Here is a 430-nt window from a genome sequence, read left to right as displayed (position 1 = left end):
CAATCGTGTAGCCATATTTGAAATCGTGGATGTTCAAATAATTTCCAACAACTGCCACGCAGTCAGAACGACCGTTGATTTGATAATTCTGACCGTTCAATGTGTAACCCCATTCAACAAACAATTGAATGTTAGGTGCACAATCGATTAAGGAAATGTAGTCGTCAACGTGTTCCGCCATTTCGGCTGTAATATAAACGCCGTTCGGCGCTTTCCGGTCAACCATTTCCAGCGAAGTTGTTTCTTTGTTGAATATTGCGGACGCCAGCCAGTGCACCGCGTTTCCTTCTTCGCGTATCGTATTATCACGCTCCGTAAATACGGGGTCCGCTTGCATGACTAATGAGCCGTTACAAGAAAGAACACGCGGAAGATTGCCAGCGTCCACAATAATCATTTTACGCAACACGGCAAATGGGTGTAACGTAAA

At 44.9% G+C, this 430-nt stretch carries 1 protein-coding gene; it reads right to left on the bottom strand.

Annotation, left to right across the window (positions count from 1 at the left end):
* On the bottom strand, nt 1–388 hold a 388-nt coding region (locus tag Q5762_RS37230), incomplete at its 3' end, for a DUF2800 domain-containing protein (protein ID WP_315896737.1).
* Between the last annotated feature and the right edge of the window lie 42 nt (nt 389–430).

The sequence above is a fragment of the Streptomyces sp. P9(2023) genome (assembly GCF_032436795.1).
GTDB lineage: Bacteria > Actinomycetota > Actinomycetes > Streptomycetales > Streptomycetaceae > Streptomyces.
Note: the sequence above shows the minus strand (reverse complement) of the source record. Positions and strands in the feature narration are given on the sequence as shown.